The organism is Agrobacterium sp. 6Ca8 (assembly GCF_055382765.1).
Genome location: NZ_AP026434.1, coordinates 1330944 through 1347531 on the forward strand (window position 1 = coordinate 1330944; position 16588 = coordinate 1347531).

Sequence of the window (16588 nt, forward strand, 5' to 3'; positions counted from 1 at the left end):
ATGTTTCTGACCCGCATATCCGTCTCCCACCCTGTTTTCGCCACCATGATGATGGTGGCGCTTCTGGTCATGGGTCTTTTCTCGTTGCAGCGGCTGGGGCTCGACCTCTACCCCAATGTCGACGTTCCGGTCGTCGTGGTGTCCACCGCTTATCCGGGCGCCACGCCGGAAACGGTGGAGACAGAATTGACGCGCCCGGTCGAGGATGCGCTGAACGCCATCGGCGGTCTGGACGAGATCACGTCAACCTCCTACGAGGGACGCTCTGTCGTCGTCGCAAAATTCAAGCTCGAGGTTAAGAGCGCGACCGCGGCACAGGACGTGCGCGACAAGATCGCCGCCATCGACGCGAATTTCCCGCAAGAGGCCAAAAAGCCGGTCATATCCCGGTTCGATCCCGCCGCCGAGCCTATCCTGTCGGTGGCGATAAGCTCGACGTCGCTCGACATACCCGCACTCACCACCCTTGCCGACCAAAGGGTGCTGCGGCAACTGACGACCGTTCCCGGTGTCGGGCAGGCAACGCTGGTCGGCGCCCGCAAGCGGCAGATCGACATTGTGATCGACGATACCCGCATGCGCGCGCTTGGGATCGGCATTAACGAGGTGGTAAGCGCGCTACGCACCGGCAACAGCAACAGCCCGGCTGGAAGCCTTGTCGATACCGTTTCCGAACGCACGATCCAGGTCCAGGGCCGCATCGCAGAACCGCAGGCGCTGCTGGACATGGTCGTAGCCCGGAGCGGTGGCGCAGCCATTTATCTTCGCGACATCGCCGCACTCTCCGAAGGGGCTGCCGACCCCGAAAACCGTGCCCTCTATAATGGCCAGACTGCGCTGGCGATCGACATCGTCAAGGTTCAGGGTGCCAACACGGTTCAGGTTGTCGCGGATGTGAGAAAGCGCCTGGACGCCCTCAATGCCGACCTTGTTCCGCAAAACGTGCAATTGCGGGTCATTACGGACACATCCATTCCCATCCGGGAATCCGTCACGCAGGTGCAGACGACGTTGATAGAAGGGGCGGCACTTGCCGTGGCCATCGTCTTCCTGTTCCTCAATTCCTGGCGCAGCACCGTCATCACCGGACTGACGCTGCCGATTGCGATCATCGGCACGCTGGCGGTCATTGACGTTATGCGCTTCACGCTCAATACACTGAGCCTCCTGGCGCTGACGCTTTCCATCGGCATTCTGGTGGATGACGCCATCGTTGTGCGCGAAAACATCACCCGTCACCTTCACATGGGGAAATCCCATATCCGCGCAGCACTCGACGGCACGAACGAAATCGGACTTGCGGTTATCGCGACAACGGCGACAATCGTGGCGGTCTTCCTGCCCGTCGCTTTCATGGACGGCATCGTCGGTCGGTTCTTCTATGAATTCGGCATCACCGTTTCAGCTGCCGTGCTGATCTCGCTTTTCGTCGCCTTCACGCTCGATCCGATGCTGTCGAGCGTCTGGTACGATCCGGATGCGCAACCCAACGCCCCGCGCGGGCCGGTGGGCCGGCTGATCGCCCGTTTCGATCACGGCTTCGAATGGCTCGCCGATCAGTATCGGCACGTGATCGGTTGGACATTGCACCACCGCCTCGTCACCCTGCTCGTCACATCAGGCATTTTTGTCGGCAGCCTGCTCATGGTGCCGTTGGTCGGTGCGGAATTCGTCCCGAATACGGATGAAGGCCGCTTCCAGATCAACGTCACGGCACCGGTCGGCTCCTCGCTGGATTACACCACGGCGAAGGTGCGGCAGGTCGAGAAGGCACTCCAGGAATTCCCGGAAGTCGAGATGCTCTATTCCACCGTCAATACCGGCGGCACCGTCGGTAAACATCGCGCCGCCGTTCTGGTGGGACTGGTGCCGCTGGAGATGCGCACCCGAACTCCGGTCACGCTGGCCGATCCGATCCGCAAACGCCTGTCGGCCATATCGGGCATAGAGGTCGCGATCCTGCAAAACGGTCTTGGCGGTGGCGAAAGCCCCGTCCAGCTCAGCATTCTTGGCGACGACCGGGCGATCCTCGAAAAGATCGCCGACGGTCTGATGGAAGACATGAAAAAAATCCCCGGCCTCGTGGATGTGACCTCAAGCACCCGCGACGTGACCTCCATCCTTTCGGTACGCCTGAAACGCGAGGCGGCAAGCGATCTCGGCATTTCCCGATCCGATCTTGCCGCAGCGCTCTCGCCGCTCATCGCCGGTGAGGACGTGTCGAAATGGACGGATGCGGGCGGTAACAGCTACGACATCGTCGTGCGCCTGCCCGGCGAGCGGCGTGCCGACACGGCGAGGATCAGCGAGTTGATGATCGCCACCAGCCGCACGGCATCCAACGGCTCGCCCCTGTTGGTACGTCTGGATCAGGTCGCCGATATCACCACCGTGGAAGCACCCGCCGAAATCCGCCGCATCGACAATCGCCGCGAGGTGCTGGTTTCGGCCAACATATCCGGACGAGCGCTTGGCGAAGTGACAGACGTTTTGAAAACCCTTACCGCCGCCCGCGACCTGCCGGACGGCTACCGTATCCGCTTCGGCGGCGACGCCGAAACCATGGAGGAGACGGTTGGCCACATGGTAATTGCGCTCGCAATGGCGGTCATCTTCATCTACATCGTGCTCGCCTCGCAATTCGGCAGTTTCCTGCAACCGCTCGCCATCATGGCGTCGCTGCCGCTGTCTCTCATCGGCGTCCTCGTCGGGCTCTTGGTTGCCGGCAGCACGATCAACATGTTCTCGCTGATCGGCTTCATCATGCTGATGGGCCTCGTTACAAAGAACGGCATCCTGCTTGTCGATTTCGCCAACCGCGAAAGGAAGCGTGGACTTTCGCTCAACGAAGCGCTGGCGAGCGCCGGCATCATCCGCTTCCGCCCGATCATCATGACGACGCTTGCGATGATTTTCGGCATGATTCCGCTCGGGCTGGCTGTTGGCGGTGGCGGGGCGCAGCGCGCGCCGATGGCGCACGCAGTAATCGGCGGCCTCATCAGCTCCACCCTGCTCACCCTGATCGTCGTGCCAACAATCCTGTCTTACATCGACAGCATCACCCGGCGTTTCGCCCGCCTGCTACCGAAGGCACCGGACGAGATGGGGGAGACGGGATCGACCGAACGTCCATCTTCACCATCCTAGGTTCGCCGGTGACGATTGCCGTTAGGACTTTTCTTCGGTCAGGCGTTTCCTCTTCCCCCTCGGGCGGAAGTCGACCAGAAGCGATTTCAGTTCGATTTCCCGGACGCGCCTTGCTGCCTCGTCCGGGCGAACCCATTCCAGAAGGCGTTCGCCGCGCTCCTTGAAACTCGTTTCCTCCCCGGTGATCTCGATCTGGAAGACATCGACAACGCAGGGAACGACATCGCCGTTGTCGAGCATCTTGAGATAGGTGTAGCGGCCAACGGCGTCCTTCCTCACGCGGCCACGAACGCCCGCTTCCTCCCACGCCTCGATCGCGGCAGCCTCATGCGGCTTCTTGCGTTTCATCGGCCAGCCGCGCGGAATGATCCAGCGTGCGCTGGTGCGGGAGGTGACGACGAGGATTTCGACCTCTTCGCCGCTTCCGGTATAACGGAAGCATAAGGCGGCATATTGCTGCCGGAAAGAGCCGGTGAACAGCTTTTCAGGAACAGCAGCAAGTTGCTGAAGCAATGTCAGGGAACGCGCCGGACGGGCTTTCCGGCTTTTCTTCATGGATTTCATATCCGTTGATACTGCCGATTTTCCGGGTTGCATCAATGCCCCGCGTGCATTTATGACAGTTTTATGACAATCACCCCCCACAACTAATAAAGCGCCATTGAGGGCCAATTCGCATGATGAGCATTTTTCGCAAGCTGATGCCGCGCGAGGACCGTTTCTTCGACATGTTTAGCAAACATTCGGAAACGGTCGTCAAAGCCGCCGCAGCTCTGGACCACCTTCTGAGCGGCGTCGACGTTGAGAAAAACTGCGACCTTATCGTCGCCCTCGAAGACCAGGCGGATGATATTACCCGCGACGTTCTGCTTGCGGTGCGCCGCAGCTTCATAACGCCCTTTGATCGTGGCGATATCAAGGACCTCATCCAGTCCATGGATGACGCCATCGACATGATGCACAAGACCGTCAAGACGATCCGGCTGTTCGAGCAAACCGAATTCGACCCGCTGATGCGCGAGATGGGCCACGAGATCGTGCGTGCGGCAAGCCTCATCGCCGAAGCCATCCCGCTTCTGGAAAAGGTCGGCACCAATGCCCAGCGCCTGTCGGTGATTGCCGAAGAGGTTACCCGCGTCGAAGGGCGCTCCGACGAGCTTCATGACCAGGGCCTGAAGGACCTCTTCCGGCGCCATGGTGCGACCGGCAATACCATGGCCTATATGATCGGCAGCGAGATCTACGGCGAACTCGAAAAGGTCGTCGACCGCTTCGAGGACGTGGCGAACGAGATCAGCGGCATCGTTATCGAGAACGTCTGATGGATGTCGCGCTTGCACTGCCACTGCTTGTCGGCCTTATCGCCATCGCGCTGTTCTTTGATTTTCTGAACGGTCTCCACGACGCCGCAAATTCCATCGCCACCATCGTCTCCACCCGTGTATTGCGCCCGCAATATGCGGTGGCATGGGCGGCCTTTTTCAATTTCATCGCCTTCCTGTTCTTCGGCCTGCATGTGGCCGAAACGCTCGGAACCGGCATCATCGATCCGGCCATCGTCTCCCCGCAGGTCATCTTCGCGGCATTGATGGGCGCCATCGTCTGGAATATCGTCACCTGGATTTTCGGCATTCCCTCCAGCTCGTCACATGCCTTGATCGGCGGTCTCGTCGGTGCGGGCTTTGCGAAGGTCGGTTTCAATTCCATCGTCTGGTCGGGTCTTCTGAAAACCGTGGGCGCGATCTTCATGTCGCCGGCCATCGGCTTTTTCCTGGCACTGCTGCTGGTGCTTGCCGTCTCCTGGCTGTTCGTGCGCCAGACACCCTTCGCCGTGGATCGTACCTTCCGCATCATGCAGTTCATTTCCGCCTCGCTCTATTCGCTCGGCCACGGCGGCAATGACGCACAGAAGACCATGGGCATCATCGCTGTGCTGCTGTTCAGCCAGGGGCATCTTGGAGAGAGCTTCTACGTGCCGTTCTGGGTGGTGATCTCGTGCCAGTCGGCCATGGCGCTCGGCACACTGTTCGGCGGCTGGCGCATCGTGCACACCATGGGGTCGAAAATCACCAGGCTGAACCCGATGCAGGGGTTCTGCGCCGAAACCGGCGGTGCGCTGACACTTTTCGGCGCGACGTGGCTCGGCATTCCGGTGTCCACCACCCATACGATCACCGGCGCCATCATCGGCGTCGGTGCCGCACGTCGCGTCTCGGCGGTGCGTTGGGGCCTTGCGGGCAATATCGTCATTGCCTGGGTCGTGACCATGCCGGCCGCTGCCCTGATATCCGCATCTGTCTATGGTCTTACATCGTTGTTCGGCTGAGACAGAGTACTGCCCTCTCTGCCAAAGCTCCCGGAACAAAAGCCACCCTGTGGTTGTTGATCCGGGAGACAACAGGCGACAAGGCGGATCGCGGATCATGGCACGGCAGGTTTTCTGGAAGGGCTATCTGAAGCTGTCGCTGGTGACGGCCGCAGTTTCGCTGACGCCTGCCACAACCGAAAGCAACAAATACCGCTTCCACGTTCTCAACCGCAAAACCGGTAATCGCGTCGAAAGCCGATATGTCGACAGCGTTACCCACAAGCCGGTGGCCGCAAAGAACCAGGTGAAGGGGTTTCCCCGCGCCGAAGACGATTATGTGTTGCTGGAGGATGACGAGATCGATGCGGTCGCGCTCGAAAGCACCCGCACCATCGACATACAGACCTTCGTACCCACAGGTTCTATCGACTGGATATGGTACGACCGGCCGCACTTCCTGCGCCCGGAAGACAAGATCGGCACGGAAGCCTTCAGCGTGATCCGGGAAGCCATGCGGGCAAACGGCGTTGTCGGCATTGCGCGGCTTGTTCTCTATCGCCGCGAAAGAGCGGTTCTGCTGGAACCGTCAGGCAAGGGCATCATTCTGTGGACCCTGCACTATGGCGAGGAAGTGCGCGAAAGCATCGACGCGCTGGATCCGAAGATGAAATTCGAAAAGCCGCTGCTGGACGCGATGGAAAAACGCATCGGCAAACAGATGACGGGATGGAAACCGGCGCTGGTTCAGGATCCGATCCAGAAAAAGATCAGCGCTTTGCTGAAAACCAAGAGCAAGACCGTCTCTTCCCCGGAAAAGAAGACCGGCACGAAAACCCGGACCGGCGGCAACGTCATCAACATCATGGATGCCTTGAAGAAAAGCCTTGCCTCGGACAAGAAAGGCTGACGCTCATCGGGCCTTTTTCGGCAGGGGTCGCGCGGCAGCGAAAAAGCCGTCCCATGGATCCTTCTTCAGGGCAGAAAGGCGCGCGCCGATATTGCTGACCGTGAAGTGTGCCGGACCTATCTCATCTGAGAGTTCCGCCCATTCGATTGGCGCTGAAATGGCGGCTCCCGGTCGGGCACGTGTCGAATAGGGCGCAACAGCCGTATTGCCCCTGCCATTACGCAGATAGTCGAGGAAGATGCGGCCTTGGCGTTTCGCTTTGGTTGCCACCGCAAGATATTTCTCCGGCTCCGCCTTGGCCATGTCATCCGCCATGGTCTTTGCAAAGGCCTTCAAGGCCGGCCATCCCGCTTCCGGTTTCAAGGGTGCCACGACATGCAACCCCTTGCCGCCGGAGGTTTTCACGAAAGCGGCCAGACCGGCATCTTCGAAACGCCGCTTCAGTTCCAGTGCCGCGCCGATTACCTCCTGCCATGACACGTCCTCGCCGGGGTCTATATCCATGGTGATCATGTCAGGCTTTTCCCAGTTCGCGGTTGTCGCCCCCCATGGGTGAATTTCAAGCGCAGCGGACTGGACCAGGGCCATCATGCCATCGAAATCCGTAATCCTGATAAGCGGTTCCCCGCCCTTGTCCTTCGGATCCTTGATCTGTTCTATCGCCTTGTTCACACCGCGCCAGGCGTGTTTCTGGAAGAAACGCTGACCATCGATCCCTTCAGGACAACGCAGCAGCGCCAGAGGCCGGTTGACGACAAAGGGGGCCATATAGCGCCAGACCTGCGTGTAATAATCGGCAAGCCCTTCCTTGGTCACGCCATCGCCCGGCCAATAAAGCCGTTCCGGATGGGTGAACTTGATCTTTGACTGCGGCGTCCCTTGTTCCGACACTGCCTTATCCTCGCGTTCGATTTCACCCGCCGGCTTGTCTTCCCGCAAGCCGCGGAATGATGCATGGCGCAGATTGCCATCTCCGGACCAAGCACGAAACTCTACTTCTGCAACCAGTTCCGGCTTAACGAAATGCAGGTCGCGGCGCGCAAGTGCCGTGAGCTTTTCGCCGAAAGGGCTGTCATCGATGCCCAGCGGCTTCAGGCGGCCAAGCAGCATTTCGGCAATGTCAGCGGTATAGCCGGTGCCGACGCGGCCGACATGACGCAGGTTGCCTTCCTCATAAACGCCGAGCGCCAGTGAGCCGATGGCATTGTCCGACGCGGATGACAGCGTGTAGCCGCCGATGACGAACTCCTGCCGCATCGAGCATTTGGATTTCACCCAGTTACCCTTGCGGCCCGAGACGTATTTGCTGTCCTTGACCTTGGAGATGACGCCCTCGAGGCTGAGGCGGCAGGCATGATCGAGAACAAGCCCGCCGCTTTCCTCGAAATGTTCGCTGTAGCGAAGATGCGGGTTGCTGGCGGGCAGCAGCTTTTCCAGTAGCGCCTTGCGATCCGTCAGCGCCGCCCCGCGCAAATCCGTGCCATCCAGGTACAGGAGATCGAAGGCATAAAAAACGAAGCGGTCGCTGCGCCCTTCGCTCAAGTCCTGTTGCAAGGCTGAGAAATCCGAGGCGCCGCTGTCCCGTTCCACCACGATTTCGCCGTCGATCATCAGCGTTTCGGCCGGCAGCGACTTGAGCGCTCCCGCCACGGCATCGCCGAACTTTTCGGTCCAGTCCAGTCCGCTACGGGTCAGAAGCTGGAGTTTGCCGTGGTCGATACGGACCTGCAGGCGATAGCCGTCGAACTTGATCTCATGCAGCCAGCGGGAGCCTTCCGGTGGCTTGGGTTTCAGCGTTGCAAGTGCCGGCGGCACGAAGGATGGCAGCGCCTGTTTGCGGGCACCTTTCGGCAGGGCATGCGCCTGTTTTTGGCCCGAGGACGAACTAACGGTCTTTCTCGATACGGGCTTCGAATTCCAGGTGTCCTTCGGCTTGGCGGCAACTTCTTCAACACTTCGGCCAGTCTTCACGGATTGCGGCCGCTCCTCCAGAATATCGTCGCCACCATCATGCCTTGCCTCTTCGTCGTCGCCCTTGATCAGCAGCCAGTTTTCACGGCTTTCATCGGGCTTTCCATGCATACGTACAAGATGCCAGCGGCCTCTAAGCTTTTCGCCCTCCAGTTCAAATTCGAGATGGCCTTTGCGGTAGCCTTTCTTCGCGTCGCCAATCGGGCGCCAGACACCACGATCCCAAACAATCACGGTGCCGCCGCCATATTGACCTTTCGGGATTACGCCTTCGAAGTCGCCGTAGCTTAGAGGGTGGTCCTCGACATGCACCGCAAGGCGCTTGTCCTCCGGGTCAAGGCTCGGCCCGCGGGTTACCGCCCAGCTTTTGAGGACGCCGTCCATCTCCAGCCGGAAATCATAATGCAGTCGGCGGGCATCGTGCTTCTGTACGACGAAACTGGATCCCTTTGCGTCGACCTTGTCGCCCTTCGGCTCCGGCGTCTTGTCGAAACTGCGCTTGGCGTTATAGCTCTGCAAACCCATGGATCAGCTCGCTTTCCGGGAGGATTTGCGCCCCGCACCAGCGGTAGATTTTCCGCTGTCGCCGTCACCGGCGCTGCGGCGCAAAGCCTCCTTCAAGTCGATGATGTTATCTTGCTTGCGCGGCGGCTGTTTGCTGATTTCCCTGCCCTCGATCTTCGCCTTCACCAGTTCCGCCAGCGCATCATTGTAACGATCGGTATATTCCGCGGGATCGAATGTGCCTGCCCGTTTCCCGATGATGTGACCGGCGAGTTCAAGCATCTCTTCATCGAACTGAATATCGGGAATGGACTTGAAAACGGTGGTTTGCGAGCGAACCTCGTAGCCGAAATTCAAGGTCGTCGCCACGAGCGCCTTGCCGCTTGGACGGATCAACAGCACGCGGTTTCGGCGAAAGAGTACCGCTTCGCCAAGTGCCGAGACCTTCTCGTCGTCCATGGCTTTTGCCAGCAGCGTCAAAGCCTCTTCGCCACCTTCCTGCGTCGGCGCCAGATAATAGGATTTGTCGAAATAGAGCTTGTCGATCTCGTCGTGGCTCAGAAAATGCCTGATGCGGATGACCTTGTCGTTTTCCGGCATCAGCGTTGCGATCTCATCTCCCTCGATGACGATATGGTCGCCATTGTCGAGTTCATATCCCTTAACCTGATCCTCGCGGTCGACAGCGTCGCCGGTATCGCTATCGACATATTGCCGTTCGACGCGATGGCCGGTCTTTCGGTTGACGATGTTGAAGGAGATCTTTTCCGATGAAGTGAGCGCGGAATAGAGACCGATTTCACAGTTGAAATCGCCGAATGTCAGATGACCCTTCCAGCTCGCTCTCCGGTTCATGATCGCCGCCCATGGTCGTCTTGAGAGGATTGGCCTCTGCCCCGGTCCGCAGCAAGGATACGCTCGATAGCGGGAACGTCCGCATCGGCCAGCACCGGCACAGGGTCGGATGCCATCGCCTCCAGCACCTCAGGCGAAAGCCCGCCATTGCGGATGACCCATTCCATGGCTTCGCGCGTTTGCCGCTCGGCCTTCAGCTGCGCATAAAGCGCCAGTATCAGCCGGTCGCGGACATCGAAGGGCTTCACATCTCTGTCTGAACGTTCTGTCTGTCGTTTCATGTCAAGTCCTCAAAGCCGATCAGGCAACGCCCCGGCCTCCGGTCACACCATAGACCTCGCCATTGATGAAGCTGCCATCCTGCGAAGCCAGCAGCACATAGACCGGAGCCAGTTCGACAGGCTGGCCTGGACGGCCAAAATCGCTGTCCTTACCGAAATTCCTGACCTTTTCGTCCGGCTGCCCGCCGCTTGGCTGCAAAACCGTCCAGAAGGGACCAGGCGCGACGACATTTGCCCGCACGCCTTTTTCGATAAGCTGTTTGGCGAGCGCTTTCGTATAGGCAACGATGCCGGCTTTCGTAGTTGCATAATCAAGAAGAATGGGAGACGGCTCATAGGCCTGTATAGATGCGGTGGTAATCACCGACGATCCGGGCTCTAGATAAGGAACGGCGGCCTGCGCAATCCAGTGCAGCGCGTAGAGATTGGTCTTCATCGTGCGGTCGAAATCTTCAGTCGACAGCTCGGCGATACCCTCGCGATATTGTTGTCTTGCGGCATTGATCACCAGAATATCGAGGCCGTTGAGATCACCTACCGCTTTTTCAACCAGTTCGCGGCACCATGCCTCGTCGGTAATATCTCCGGGTAAGGCGACCGCCACGCGGCCTTCCGCTTCGATAAGTGCTACCACCTCTTCGGCGTCCGATTCTTCCTCCGGCAGATAGGATATCGCGATATCTGCACCCTCTCGCGCAAAGGCGATTGCCACGGCGCGACCGATGCCGGAATCACCGCCGGTTATAAGCGCTTTGCGCCCGGCAAGCTTGCCGCTCCCGCGATAGGTCTTTTCACCATGATCAGGGAAAGGCATCATGTTCGTGACCAGCCCCGGCATTTCCTGAGTCGGCGTTGAAAAGGGCGGGCGCGGATACTGGTTGCGCGGGTCCTGCGGCTCAAGGCGGTCTGTCATTGGTTTCTCCCAGAGATAGAATTCCATCCTTGGTGCGTCTCATGACCAGCGAATTCATCATCGGAAGGTCAGGGCTGTCGTCTGCCGCCTGCTGCGGCGGTGGCGACACGGACGCACCACACACAATCCTAACGATCTGCGTTCGCTCTCGTTCCATTGGCGTAGGAGAATGGAATTACGACGGCATCACGCCGCCGCACTCCTCTTTCAGACGGAATGTTTCTTCCGCTTGCCCGTACTTGCCGCCGCGGCAGGAGCCACATCCGGCCTGCCGAAGAGATAACCCTGCGCCTGCGCGCAACCTTCATCGACAACCATGCGATATTGCGCGTCGGTTTCGATACCCTCCGCCGTCACTGGCAGATCGAGGCTGCGACCGAGGCCGATCACCGCGCGCACGATGGCGCGGGCATTATCATCCTCGCTCATGGCGGCGATGAAGCTGCGGTCGATCTTGATCTTGTCGAAGGGGAAGCTCTGCAAGTTGCTGAGCGAGGAATAACCGGTCCCGAAATCATCCATGACGATGGCCACACCCAGCGCCTTCAACTGGTTGAGGATGATCAGCGTCGCCTTGCGGTCCTTCAGCAACGCGGCTTCGGTGATCTCGAGTTCCAGCCGGTTCGGCGAAAGGCCGGACTGCATGAGAACCGTGCAGACGACATGGCCGAGATTTGCGAGCGAAAACTGCAATGGTGAAACATTGACAGCGATTTTCAGGTGCGGCGCCCAGGTGCTCGCCTGGCGGCAGGCCTCGCGCAGCACCCATTCGCCGAGCGAGATGATGATCCCGCTTTCCTCTGCAATCGGAATGAAGACATCCGGAGGTACGACACCCCTTGTCGGATGCTGCCAACGTACCAGCGCCTCATAACCGACGACCTGACCACATTCGACGGAAAGGACAGGTTGATAGTTCAACACCAATTCGTTGCGGTTGATGGCGAGCCGCAGATCAGTTTCGAGCTGGCGGCGCTCGCGGGCCTCCTGATCCATCAGGGGATCATAAAAGGACAATATTCCGCGCCCACCCATCTTGGCGCGGTAAAGCGCCAGATCAGCGGCGTGCAAGATGCTTTCGTTGCTGTTCCCGTCCCGCGGAAAGACGGCGATGCCGATGCTGACGCCGACAGCGGTCGGGTCGTTGGCCGCATTCATTTTCAACCCGAACATGGCAAGGATTGTCTCGGCAAGCAGACGTGCCTCCTCCGATTTGGTATGCCGGGCAGTCAGGATAACGAATTCATCGCCGCCGAGACGGGCGACGATATCTCCCGGCCTTGCGCATTCATCGAGGATGGTCGCAACTTTTTTCAGCACCCGGTCGCCCTCGGCATGGCCGAAAATGTCGTTGACCGCCTTGAACCGGTCGAGATCGAGCGCCAGCAAGGCAAACTCATCCTCCGCGTCGCAATGTTCGATCTGCTGGTGCAGCCGCGTCTGGAACATGGTGCGGTTCGAAAGGCCGGTCAGCACATCGTGGCGGGCCAGATATTCGATCTCCCTTTGCGCCTCCCGCTTTTCCGTCAGGTCGCGGATCGCCAGCACTTCGCAAGGATGGCCGCGATACTCGATGGTGCGCACGGCAAGCTCGAATACCTGCGGCCGGTCGCTGCGTTCGCGGATTGCCTCAACCGGCGCGAGGCGCGGCAGATAGGTGGGCTGTCCGTCCATGGCCTTGAAGAGATCATCTGGATTTTTACCCATCAGCGATGCCTCATCGCTGCCGACAAGCCCGGCAAAACGGGTATTCAGCTCAACAATGCGGCCATCACGGACCACGGCAAGACCATCCAGCGTCGCATCCACAAGCCCCTTGAGATCGACAAGGTAACGGTCAACGAGAGCGGCGGTGGCAGTGGCTGCGAGGACCAGGAAAGTCACGCCCGAAACGGCAGCAATCATGATTACTCTGGCCAGATTGTCGGGATCCGGGCCAGCGACGGACGGATCCGGCGACAGGATCGTGGCCGACATGGCGGTGAAATGCAAAGCGCAGATTGCCAAGATCGAACATCCGGCAGGAATGACGATGCGTTTCCATGCGGCGGAACGAAGGAACAGGAAAAAGGCCAGCAGAAAAAATACCCAGGCAACAGCAAAGCCACCAAAAACGGGGCCCCAGCGATAGCTGATCGTGGCGGCCACATCCATGCCCGCCATGCCGACGAAATGCATGACGGCAACCGAAAGGGTAACCAGCGTTCCAACGATAACGGGACTGTAGCTCGATTTCGAGCGCGCCCTGAGCGCCAGCCAGAACCCCAGAACGGCCAGAACCGCCGACAGAGCCGTGAACTGGAAATCAAAGCCGATCGGGACTGAACCCTTATAAGCAAGCATGGCCACGAAATGCGTGGCCCAGACGCTGAGCCCCGCTGCAAAGGCGGCAACCAGCACCCAGTAAGGCTTGCGGCCAGCCGGGCTTTCTTCCGCACGCAACAACAAATGGAAAAAAGCATGCATGCCAAGCAGGCAAATAACCGCTGCAAGCAGCACGATCGCATGATCGTGTTGTACCGCAACGCATTCCAGAACCGTGAACATGATGCACTCTCCCAGCCTCGAGAACCGCCCACGATCGCACTATGGAGTTGGTTTATTTATAAATCTCTAATGCAACTTTGGATAATTGATCGATCTCATCGACAAAGAGCCAGGGGACGCCGGGCCGACGCGCCAGCCCATAAAGCTCTTGCGACCGGCCCAATAAACGCCAAGAGAAAAAGCCTTTATTTCCAGCTTCGAAAATCGTTCCCGGCACAACCGAAAGGTGCCGGACCATCAGCAAAACGCTCCTGCAGACGCGCGCAGCCCCACTCGTTGAGCGCCGCGGGCATCATGTTGTTGAGGTCCATGCCCGGAGAGTTGAATTGCGAAGGCGCGCTGGTGACGTACCACAGCCAGTACCCCAAGGTTGCAACGACGATAAAGGCGACAATTGCAACGAACGTTGCCAGCCGTCGCGCAAGGCTCGGGGCTTTTGTCACCGCCGCGCCGGGGGCGGATACGCCCTCCTGACCACGGTTCGCAAGCGCCGGTTCGAGCGAAGCAAGTGCTTCCGCTCTTTCCTGTTCCGATAGGTCAATTCGCTCTAGCTGATCGTCAAGCAGAACAGGCAGCGGGGTTTCACCGTGCCAGACCGCCAGTGCGACATCGTGTTTGCCGGTGTGGCCGATGACGACCGGGATTCGCCCTCTCTCCAGGTAGGTAAAGGATTGCCTCTTCGTCTTCCCTTCCCTGACCGTATCGGCATAGGTCACGAAGAGACGGCTGCGTTTTTCGGCGACCGCCGTCAGCGCCACCGGAATAACAGTCAATGGCGCCGGGTGCCGCAGACGCAGACGAGCCCGCAAGGTGCGGATAAGTGTAAGCAGCAGTGCGAAACAGCCGAAACCGAGCAGGGCAACGAACACGCCCAGGGTTATGATCCGGTTCCAGAGCATATCGAGGCCAAGTGAAATCGTTGCAAGTTCTGGATTCTTCGCCGAAATGACCAGACCGGTTTCATAGTCGCCGGAATGGAAATCGACGAACATGACCTCGACATCCTTCTTGTAGCTCACACCGCCATGCTCGTAGGAAAGCTCAGCTTCGCAATTCGTGAAGATCGCCTTGCGGGTCTTGCAACTGCCGTTGATGTCGCCGCTTTCGATCTCCAGCGGGTCGCGGCTGATCTGATAGTCGCGCAACACACCCGGGCCTTCGGCCACGAGCAGGACGACTGTAATCACCAGCAGCACGGGGATGGAGAAATAATAGGCCGCCGGTACCGAAATGACACCGCGCTTCAAACTGAGCGGCCTTGCGGGAAGTTTTATTTGTGGGAAGCTCATGGTGCCAACGCATTTAGTGGAATGTGAGCGAGCGGGGTTTGGGAATCCCGCTCTGGGAAAGGGTCGATCGCTGCACGGTCTAACCCGCTAGAGCCATCGCGAAAACCCCAAGAATTCAAGGATGCGGGCGTAATAGTTCGCACGGCGGCCCTGTCTTAATTGGCCAGCAAGCGGTCGGGGGACCCACAAAAAAACGGGCGGTAAAGTCACCGCCCGTCACATGTTTTCCGTCTAGTGGTTTGCAGTCACTGCTTCGTCACGTTTTCCAGTCGTGTCGTCTGACTGGGGTGACCGACATAATCCTTGACGCGCGACGTCAAAACGATCGGCTCGTATCTCTCGAAGAGAGGCAGAACCGCTGGCTTCTGCGCGACGAACATTTCCTGCATCTGGGTGTAGATTTCCCCACGTTTCTTGGCATCGGGCTCAAGGGAAGCCTTTGCGGTCAGAGCCGTCAGTTCCGGAATGTCCCAGGCAGAGCGCCAGACGAAATTGCCGGCATTGGTGGCAGCAAGCGAGTTGTCGGGGTTACTGGAGAACTGCTCCATCGAGCCGAGGACGTTGGGCATATAGGCGCCCGTCTGCGGAATGAGCAGATCGAAGTCTCGCGCACGGTGAGCGGCAATCACATCCGAACCGTTACCCTGCTGAATGTTCACCTTGATACCGACCTGGCTGAGCGATGCCTGGATGGCCGTAGCAAGATCGATACGCGGCGTTTGGGCAATTGTCTTCAGATTAAGCGTGAAGCCATTCTCATAACCGGCTTCCTTCAGAAGAGATTTCGCTTTCTCGACATCAAGCTTCCAGTCGGGGCTTGGAATGGCATATTCGAAATTCTCCGGAACCGGCACCGTGCGCGCCCTGCCATAGGGTCCCATGATGGTCTTTTCCATTCCCTTGTAGTCGATGCCGTAAGCAATTGCTTCGCGAACCTTGGGGTTGGAAAGAGGCTCCTTGCCCGCATTCATGGACAGGACGTAGAAACCACCCGTCGGCACGCGCTGGATCTGAAAACCTTCCTTGTTGTTGAAGGTCGCAAGGTCGGACGCCGTCAGCGCGCTGGCAATGTCGATGTCGCCTCGCTCCAGCATCAGGCGCTCCACCTGGCTTTCCGGTACATGCCGCACGATCACGCGACGCATTTTCGGGCTGCCGGCTACATAGTCCTTGTTGGCCTCAAGAATGATGATTTCGTTCGGCGACCAGCGATTGAGGGTGAAGGGGCCTGAACCGGCGGAATTTGTTCTCAGCCACGCATTGCCCCAGTCGCCGTCAACTTCATGGGACTTGAGCTCCTTGCTGTCGACAACGCTGGCAATGACCATCGCCAGACGATAGAGCAGCAGTTCGGATGTCGTTTGCCCTGACAGTTCGATGCGGACCGTCTTTTCGTCCGGGGCGCTCACCAGCTTGTCGACATTTTCCGCGTTGTAACCGACGCGCTTGAGGTTGGCGGCCGCCGCCTGATTCATCTTCAAAAGGCGGCTGAACGAATAAACCACATCTGCGGAGGTAACGGGATTGCCCGAGGCAAAGTTGGCAGCGCGAAGATGAAACGTGATGCCCTTGTCATCTGTCTCCCAGCGCTCTGCCAGCTGCGGCGAAACCTTTCCCGAGCCATCGACCGAGATCAGCCGATCGTAAAGATTGGCCATGATTTCGTTGGCTTTCGCTTCGGTAGCCTGATGGGGGTCTAGCGACAGCACCTGGGCAAGCGATGTCCCGACGACGAGCTGGTCGTTGGGGGTCTTGGCCGCCACCGGCGACGCCTGCACCAGCATGGCGCCCAGAACGGTGGTGAATGCGAGACGGATCATTGATTTTTTCATACCTGCTCCTCCTACAGATCGGTAATTGCAAGCC

The 16588-nt window shown here is 58.9% G+C and carries 12 protein-coding genes; 4 read left to right on the forward strand and 8 right to left on the reverse strand.

The window, feature by feature from the left end:
- The gene (locus ACZ5A6_RS20315; RefSeq protein ID WP_464111338.1) at positions 1–3147 is read left to right on the forward strand and encodes an efflux RND transporter permease subunit; all 3147 of its coding nucleotides are present in this window, start codon (positions 1–3) and stop codon (positions 3145–3147) included.
- Positions 3148–3168: 21 nt separating this feature from the next.
- Here the strand turns inward: ACZ5A6_RS20315 and ACZ5A6_RS20320 are convergent, their stop codons facing one another.
- Positions 3169–3711: an NUDIX hydrolase gene (locus tag ACZ5A6_RS20320; RefSeq protein ID WP_065660287.1), complete on the reverse strand. Its 543-nt coding sequence runs from the start codon at positions 3709–3711 to the stop codon at positions 3169–3171.
- 113 nt (positions 3712–3824) lie between these two features.
- Between ACZ5A6_RS20320 and ACZ5A6_RS20325 the strand changes: the two genes are divergently transcribed.
- From ACZ5A6_RS20325 to ku (ACZ5A6_RS20335), 3 genes are all read left to right on the forward strand, one after another.
- Positions 3825–4469: a DUF47 family protein gene (locus tag ACZ5A6_RS20325; RefSeq protein WP_464111339.1), complete on the forward strand. Its 645-nt coding sequence runs from the start codon at positions 3825–3827 to the stop codon at positions 4467–4469.
- On the forward strand, positions 4469–5473 hold the full coding sequence (locus ACZ5A6_RS20330; protein ID WP_004431194.1) for an inorganic phosphate transporter: 1005 nt from the start codon (positions 4469–4471) through the stop codon (positions 5471–5473). Before ACZ5A6_RS20325 ends, ACZ5A6_RS20330 begins: the two co-directional genes overlap by 1 nt.
- A gap of 97 nt (positions 5474–5570) precedes the next feature.
- The gene (gene ku / locus ACZ5A6_RS20335) at positions 5571–6362 is read left to right on the forward strand and encodes a non-homologous end joining protein Ku (RefSeq protein WP_065660285.1); all 792 of its coding nucleotides are present in this window, start codon (positions 5571–5573) and stop codon (positions 6360–6362) included.
- Between the two features lie 3 nt (positions 6363–6365).
- On the opposite strand, the gene ligD is transcribed toward ku (ACZ5A6_RS20335), so the two are convergent.
- The 7 genes from ligD to ACZ5A6_RS20370 form a co-directional block, all read right to left on the reverse strand.
- On the reverse strand, positions 6366–8858 hold the full coding sequence (gene ligD / locus ACZ5A6_RS20340) for a DNA ligase D (RefSeq protein ID WP_113556356.1): 2493 nt from the start codon (positions 8856–8858) through the stop codon (positions 6366–6368).
- A gap of 3 nt (positions 8859–8861) precedes the next feature.
- Positions 8862–9692 (reverse strand): non-homologous end joining protein Ku, encoded by an 831-nt coding sequence (gene ku, locus ACZ5A6_RS20345; RefSeq protein WP_019566663.1) that lies wholly within the window; start codon positions 9690–9692, stop codon positions 8862–8864.
- Entirely contained in the window at positions 9689–9973 is a 285-nt protein-coding gene (locus ACZ5A6_RS20350) for a hypothetical protein (protein ID WP_065660283.1), read from the reverse strand. The genes ku (ACZ5A6_RS20345) and ACZ5A6_RS20350 overlap by 4 nt, the downstream gene beginning before the upstream one ends.
- A gap of 19 nt (positions 9974–9992) precedes the next feature.
- A complete protein-coding gene (locus ACZ5A6_RS20355) occupies positions 9993–10886 on the reverse strand; it encodes an SDR family oxidoreductase (protein WP_013761134.1) in 894 nt (297 codons plus the stop codon).
- A 207-nt stretch (positions 10887–11093) separates the two neighbouring features.
- Positions 11094–13433 (reverse strand): bifunctional diguanylate cyclase/phosphodiesterase, encoded by a 2340-nt coding sequence (locus tag ACZ5A6_RS20360; protein WP_065660282.1) that lies wholly within the window; start codon positions 13431–13433, stop codon positions 11094–11096.
- 185 nt (positions 13434–13618) lie between these two features.
- Positions 13619–14722: a hypothetical protein gene (locus ACZ5A6_RS20365; protein ID WP_112161253.1), complete on the reverse strand. Its 1104-nt coding sequence runs from the start codon at positions 14720–14722 to the stop codon at positions 13619–13621.
- Between the two features lie 245 nt (positions 14723–14967).
- A complete protein-coding gene (locus ACZ5A6_RS20370; RefSeq protein WP_464111434.1) occupies positions 14968–16506 on the reverse strand; it encodes an ABC transporter substrate-binding protein in 1539 nt (512 codons plus the stop codon).
- Positions 16507–16588 lie beyond the last annotated feature (82 nt).